Here is a 5802-nt window from a genome sequence, read left to right as displayed (position 1 = left end):
CCTGTTTGGGATGTAGGGACGTTACTGAATTTACTCCCATATGAGATAGAGGGTTCTACATTCGAATGTTATAAGCTAGAAAACGCATGGTTTGCATTATATAGGGATATAGATGATATTCCTATATATTGGGGAAAGGAGAAACATCTTATAGATACATTATTTTCACTGATAACAACATTATTAAAAAATGGATTATATGAGTATAAAACAAACAGCAAGAATAAGGTACAAAACGGAGGATAATCCGCCTATGGCTAATGTCCCTCTTATAGGATACAGCAAAAAATACGACTGTTGGGTAGCGTTAGTATACAGAAGAGGAGACAAGTATGATTAAATAATTACAAAATCGATAGTAATCCATTGTAAAATCATAGAATTATTTGTATATTTAATATATTAAAATGAATTGATGATGAGTCTAATAAAGCGTTCATATAAATATCGTATGTATCCGAACAAAACACAAGAAGAACTTCTTGCAAAAACATTCGGATGCGTACGTGTTGTATGGAATGCTTGTGTTGACTCATTTAACTCATACGATAAAGAAACAAACCCTAATCCGAAATTCCCGACAAAGTCGGATCTTGTTATTGAAAAACCTTGGTTAAATGAAGTATCGTCAGCCACCTTGCAGCAGAAGCAACGTGATTTTATTGAGTTCTCCAGACAATACTTCAACAAGAACAGGAAAGAAAAACTCGGTAAACCGAATTACAAAAATAAACACGACAACCAGTCGTTTAGATTGCCGTTCCCGAAGTTTAAAATCACTAACAATAAGATCCGGATCGAAAAGATCGGATGGGTTAAGATTGTTATCGATCGTGGAGTTCCAGACAACGCTCGTTTTATCTCCTGTACCGTTTCAAAGAACCGTGCTGGTCAATATTTCGTATCAGTTCTTGTAGAAACAGAACAGTGTTACGAACAGAAAACTAGCAAAACAGTCGGAGTTGATTTAGGGATTAAGACATTAGCTACATTATCTGATGGGATTGCTGTTGAGAATCCCCATTTTCTTTGTGAGAACCAAGCGAAGTTAAAAAGGATGCAACGGCATTTATCAAGAAAGAAATTAGGAAGTAATCGAAGAAACAAATGCAGGCTAAAAGTATCAAGACTTCATCGTGATATAGCCAACAAGCGTTCATGGTACATGCATAATTTGACCACGATGCTGGTAAATAATTACGATGTTATCTGTATTGAGAATCTAAATGCTTCCGGTATGCTACAGAATCACAAACTTGCCGGTTCTGTATATGATGCTTCTTTCTCGATGTTCCGTAACCAACTTGAATACAAGTGTAGGTGGTATGGTAAAGAACTGATTGTTATAGATCGTTTTTACCCATCCTCGAAAACCTGTTCAAGATGTGGCTGGAAGAATAAAGATCTGAAATTATCGGATCGAACATTTGTCTGCAAAGATTGCGGCATGGAGATCGACAGGGATCTCAACGCCGCGATAAACATACAAGCCGTAGGAGTTGATGCGGCTATACGGACGCAGAGCAGCCGGGTTGCCAGTTGTGTTGAAGCGTCTAAAATGGAGTAGAATATCTTAATTATTTCTATGATTTTCTATGAAATTTACAACTATGGAGTGCGATGTTGAATACAAGACATCCCCTCCAGATGAGTACGAATACGTATATCCGTGATAACCAGAAGGAATATATTTTCATTTAAGCATGATTAATATTATTTTTATATTATTCATGCTTTTATTTTTTGTTTAAATCTTACTTTTGTATCAACATTAAAAACCAGATTATTATGGATGAAAACAAACAAAAAGTCAATGAACTTACGATGAGGACATTGGGTTCTCATTATGGCGGATATACCTATGTAAAGGTAGGGGATCGTCAAACTGATGTAAAGATAGATTGGCAGCTATTGAGGGCTATAGAGAAAGGGGAGGTGGAGATAGACAACGAGAAATACCATCTATCCGGAATAGAGTACGTAGCTAAAAGATATCAGGATATGTTTTATGCAGGTCGTGATATTTATTATTTCAAGGGTATAGGAGGGCATGGGATGACCGATCTTCTTAGAAACGCTATAGATGATTTACTGGATACCATAAACAGTAAGGAGACTTATCGTAGCGCAGAGCACAGGGTGTACGCCCAAATGAATAAACTTACGGAAGCGGGAGCCATGATCAGCTTGGCTATAGAATTACTAACATCTAATATCCGTCATAGTTATGGAGAAATTAATTTTGAACGATATCCAAGACCTGTGGAGGTGGAGGGAGAAGATAAACATTGATGACTTCAAAGAGGAGCCTATGGGCGAGGATATGCCACTTTATTTCCCATGCGCCGTTGTATGGCATGTGGATTATGGTGAGCATGACGATAATAATTATATATGTTATGGATTTGTCTATGTAGCAGAAATATTAGGGATATGAGTGTTAAGAGACAGATATTTATTAATAACAAAGACATCGATGGGAAGATAGCTAATAATGCGACATTTGATTTCGATTTCAATGTTGACAAGAATATTCTTGAAAAAATAAAAGCAAAGAAGGAGAGCAATAAACTAAATACAAAAGATTGGGCGCTGTTCTCGCTTATGGTTTTGTTTATTTTTGCGATGGGAGTTGTAAGTGGATGGTTGGCGTTTAATTGTTTAGGCATTGGAGAAGATTAAGGAACATTTTAAAAATCAATAGATATGAAATTACTATTTTTCGATTTAGAGACAACCGGGGTTAAGTTTTGGAGAAACGGGATACACCAAATAGGAGGGATCGTGGATATCGACGGGCAGGAGGCTGAGAGGTTCGACATCCGCCTAGCCCCGAATCCTGCCGCCACGATAGAGCAAGAGGCGCTGGACGTGGCCGGCGTTACCTTGGAGCAAGTGCAGTCGTATCAGCCCATGGAAGAAGGGTACAGACAGTTAGTTGGTATATTATCCAAGTACGTGAATAAGTTCGACAAGAGGGATAAAATGTATTTGGTGGGATATAACAACGCCGGGTTCGATAACCAGTTTCTACGGGCTTTATTCCAGCAATGTGGGGATAAGTATTTCGGATCATGGTTCTATCCTAACTGTATGGATGTATATGTTATGGTGACACCATTCCTGATGGGTGCAAGAAACGATATGGAGAACTTTAAGTTGATGACCGTGGCTAAGACCATGGGTATTGAGATTGATGAGAATAAACTCCATGACGCTACTTATGATATTGAGCTGACTAGGGATATATTTTATAAGATAATCAACAAAATGGATGTTAAGTTATGAGGGGAATTTTAGAGGCTATGCATGATTACCCGGATGAGGCGCTTGGGTTGTGTTTCTTTCTGATAGTGATTGTCTGGTTATTGTCAGGTGTATTTGAGAAAAAAGATGAATGATAAACTTGATGAGATACTGGATCTCCTAAGATCTCAAAATGAGATGATTAAGGATATTCACGATTATGTGAAAGAAGTTACCAGCGAGAAATATATAGGGGAGTCTAGGATGACCAGCTTCTCTATTAACTTGGCCGCTGATATACTTACCGAAGCCATTAGCCCTAAGATAAAGGAGATGATGGTGAATTTATTAAGGGAACAGGGATGGAAAACTGAATAGGATATGGGAACATATGAGAAGAAGGTAAATCAGTTAAAAGATTTGATGATAAGGAAATACAAATCAGCTTACGACAAGTCAAAGGGAATAGATATAGATATAAGCTCGATGACATATCTTCCAATACCAGATGCATTTAACGTCATAAATATTGAAAAAATGCATGTTATTCTTGATCGGGTCAATAAGATCATAGATGATAACAAGGATAAGCTTAAGAATCCGACTTGCGCCACTTGTATACATCTACATGATCAGGAGTGGGCGAAAAGATACGGGAAAGTATGTTGCTCTATTTGGCAAGTGTGTGACCATTATGTAAATCCTAACAGTAAATATAACAGGAAGCAAAAGACTTATGTTAGACGACCAAGCAACAAAGCTTGTCCTAATTATGAGTATGGTGATGATAATTTTGAAAATAGAAAAAGAAAATTAAAATCAGGTGAATGGTTAAAAGAAAATATTCGATAGATGATTACGCAGAGTTCAGGACCATCAAAGATTGGGGAATGCAAATGCTGCGGGAAAAAGATGCCGGCAGGAAGTAAACGGATGTTGCCTAGAATAAGAAAATGGGCGGATTACGGTATATGTTTGTCATGTTTCGATAAATGGAAGTTAAATGGAGGGGATATTGTTTATATAAATAACACAAGTCCTAGGAAGCAAGCTCCCCGTATCAAGAAAGAGCATGTTATACATATGTCCAACATCCTAAAAGGGAATTGTGATATAATAAAAGGAAGGAAACTTTACGTGGCTTTAAAAAAGGTGATAAACAGCGGAAAAACGATTGTCCTCAAATTCGATACCGATCAACCGATATGCATGTCAACAAGAGTTATGAATCCTTCGTTCGGGGAGATCATGGACGAGTACGGCAAGGATATATTCCAAGGAAAACTTAAACTAACAGATGTTCCAAAAGGGGTTAAAGACTTGATAGTTAACTATATAGAAAAATATCGTAAATTGTGAACATAAAGACATTTATATACATGATCTTAACATTCAGAAGAATAGATCCTATACCTAAGAATATAGGATTTATGTTAAGTATAACATTATGGATATCTGTAGTATGGATAATATCCAACTTTACCATATTGATAATGAAATTAATAAAATAGACGAAATGAAAGAAGGTGACGTGATATACAAGAATGGCATGGAGCTGCTTGTAGTATTAAGCTACGATCATAATGAACTATGTAGGGGCTGCTTCTTCTACAAGGATAAGAAATGTGGATCAGAAAGACTGATAAAATGCTGGGATTGTAAAAAGGAATATATATTCATGGCTATACGTAAATATAATACGACTGAACTGTGCGGAATAGTAAAAAGATATGAGAAGACGTATAAGATAATACTTAAAACAATCAAGAAGATTGAGAAAGAATGTCAAAAATATGTTATCTGGGATACTGTGCATGTGATGTTGAAAGATGATGGAGAGCTTATTATAAAAGCCTTATCCAAGGATAAGTCCGTGCTTTTAAATGATTTCATTATATACATCAACAATAATGGGAGTATAGACGAAGAGGACTATGATCTCAGTCTTTGCAACTACCTGAGTATCAGACTCACCAAAATGGGGGAGTCTGTCATTCAGTAAGTTACCTAAATAATCATATTTTATCAATACAAAGTCCTGATTTTCAATAAAACCGTATTTTGATATACGATCTTTTATCCATGATGTAAAATCTCTTCTTATTTGAAGAAACGCATGAAGAAGCCTGGCGTCTACAACCTTATGATTATTATTATCTACTACCGGTATTAATGTATTTAAATCCATTTCGTTGGATTCGGACGTCAAAATTCCATTACTATTGTTCGTGGAATCATGAAAAAGATCTACATTTGTATTCATAAAATAATTACCTATTCCCATCCGTCCGGGATGGATAGATGGGAATACAAAAATAGCCAATCAAATTGTTTTAAACAATTGACCGGCTATTTTTTTGTCATACCATATCAGTTATCTTCCCCTGTCAAAATACCAATTAGCGTCCTCCCCGGACTCATCCTTATCCCTGCCTCCTAAGAAGAATCCCATCGTCATGCCGTTGGTCATCAACCAGTAGTCGGATGTCTGCTTAATATCCCTAGCCGTCTTGATATTATACCATTGCTTACCAAACGAGAACTTCATGAGCTGTC

At 36.7% G+C, this 5802-nt stretch carries 10 protein-coding genes and 1 pseudogene; 9 read left to right on the top strand and 2 right to left on the bottom strand.

The annotated features are described in order from the left end of the window. From ACFFUV_RS23090 to ACFFUV_RS23050, 9 genes are all read left to right on the top strand, one after another. Positions 1-246: hypothetical protein (locus ACFFUV_RS23090; RefSeq protein ID WP_390198201.1), on the top strand; the 246-nt coding region annotated here is incomplete at its 5' end. A 169-nt stretch (positions 247-415) separates the two neighbouring features. Continuing rightward, positions 416-1567 carry an RNA-guided endonuclease InsQ/TnpB family protein gene (locus tag ACFFUV_RS23085; protein WP_390198198.1) on the top strand — a complete coding sequence of 384 codons (1152 nt, stop codon included), beginning with the start codon at positions 416-418 and terminating at the stop codon, positions 1565-1567. 221 nt (positions 1568-1788) lie between these two features. Then, complete coding sequence (locus ACFFUV_RS23080) at positions 1789-2292, top strand: hypothetical protein (RefSeq protein ID WP_390198195.1); 504 nt, start codon at positions 1789-1791, stop codon at positions 2290-2292. Positions 2293-2433: 141 nt separating this feature from the next. Next, on the top strand, positions 2434-2682 hold the full coding sequence (locus tag ACFFUV_RS23075) for a hypothetical protein (RefSeq protein ID WP_390198193.1): 249 nt from the start codon (positions 2434-2436) through the stop codon (positions 2680-2682). A 24-nt stretch (positions 2683-2706) separates the two neighbouring features. Continuing rightward, complete coding sequence (locus tag ACFFUV_RS23070; protein WP_390198190.1) at positions 2707-3288, top strand: 3'-5' exonuclease; 582 nt, start codon at positions 2707-2709, stop codon at positions 3286-3288. A gap of 105 nt (positions 3289-3393) precedes the next feature. After that, on the top strand, positions 3394-3624 hold the full coding sequence (locus ACFFUV_RS23065) for a hypothetical protein (RefSeq protein WP_390198187.1): 231 nt from the start codon (positions 3394-3396) through the stop codon (positions 3622-3624). A 3-nt stretch (positions 3625-3627) separates the two neighbouring features. Then, positions 3628-4098, top strand: a complete 471-nt coding sequence (locus tag ACFFUV_RS23060) for a hypothetical protein (protein WP_390198184.1) — start codon at positions 3628-3630, stop codon at positions 4096-4098. Then, on the top strand, positions 4099-4605 hold the full coding sequence (locus tag ACFFUV_RS23055) for a hypothetical protein (RefSeq protein ID WP_390198181.1): 507 nt from the start codon (positions 4099-4101) through the stop codon (positions 4603-4605). It abuts the gene before it with no gap. Positions 4606-4708: 103 nt separating this feature from the next. Further along, positions 4709-5248 carry a hypothetical protein gene (locus ACFFUV_RS23050; RefSeq protein WP_390198204.1) on the top strand — a complete coding sequence of 180 codons (540 nt, stop codon included), beginning with the start codon at positions 4709-4711 and terminating at the stop codon, positions 5246-5248. A 33-nt stretch (positions 5249-5281) separates the two neighbouring features. Here ACFFUV_RS23050 and ACFFUV_RS23045 read toward each other — a convergent pair. After that, a pseudogene (locus ACFFUV_RS23045) lies at positions 5282-5434 on the bottom strand (antA/AntB antirepressor family protein); the annotation flags it as partial. A 186-nt stretch (positions 5435-5620) separates the two neighbouring features. Further along, positions 5621-5802 (bottom strand): hypothetical protein (locus ACFFUV_RS23040; RefSeq protein WP_390198177.1); only part of this gene is annotated, 182 nt, incomplete at its 5' end.

The organism is Vibrio olivae (assembly GCF_042428525.1).
In the GTDB taxonomy this organism is placed as follows: Bacteria; Pseudomonadota; Gammaproteobacteria; order Enterobacterales; family Vibrionaceae; genus Vibrio; species Vibrio olivae.
This window is presented reverse-complemented; position numbering and strand designations above follow the sequence as displayed.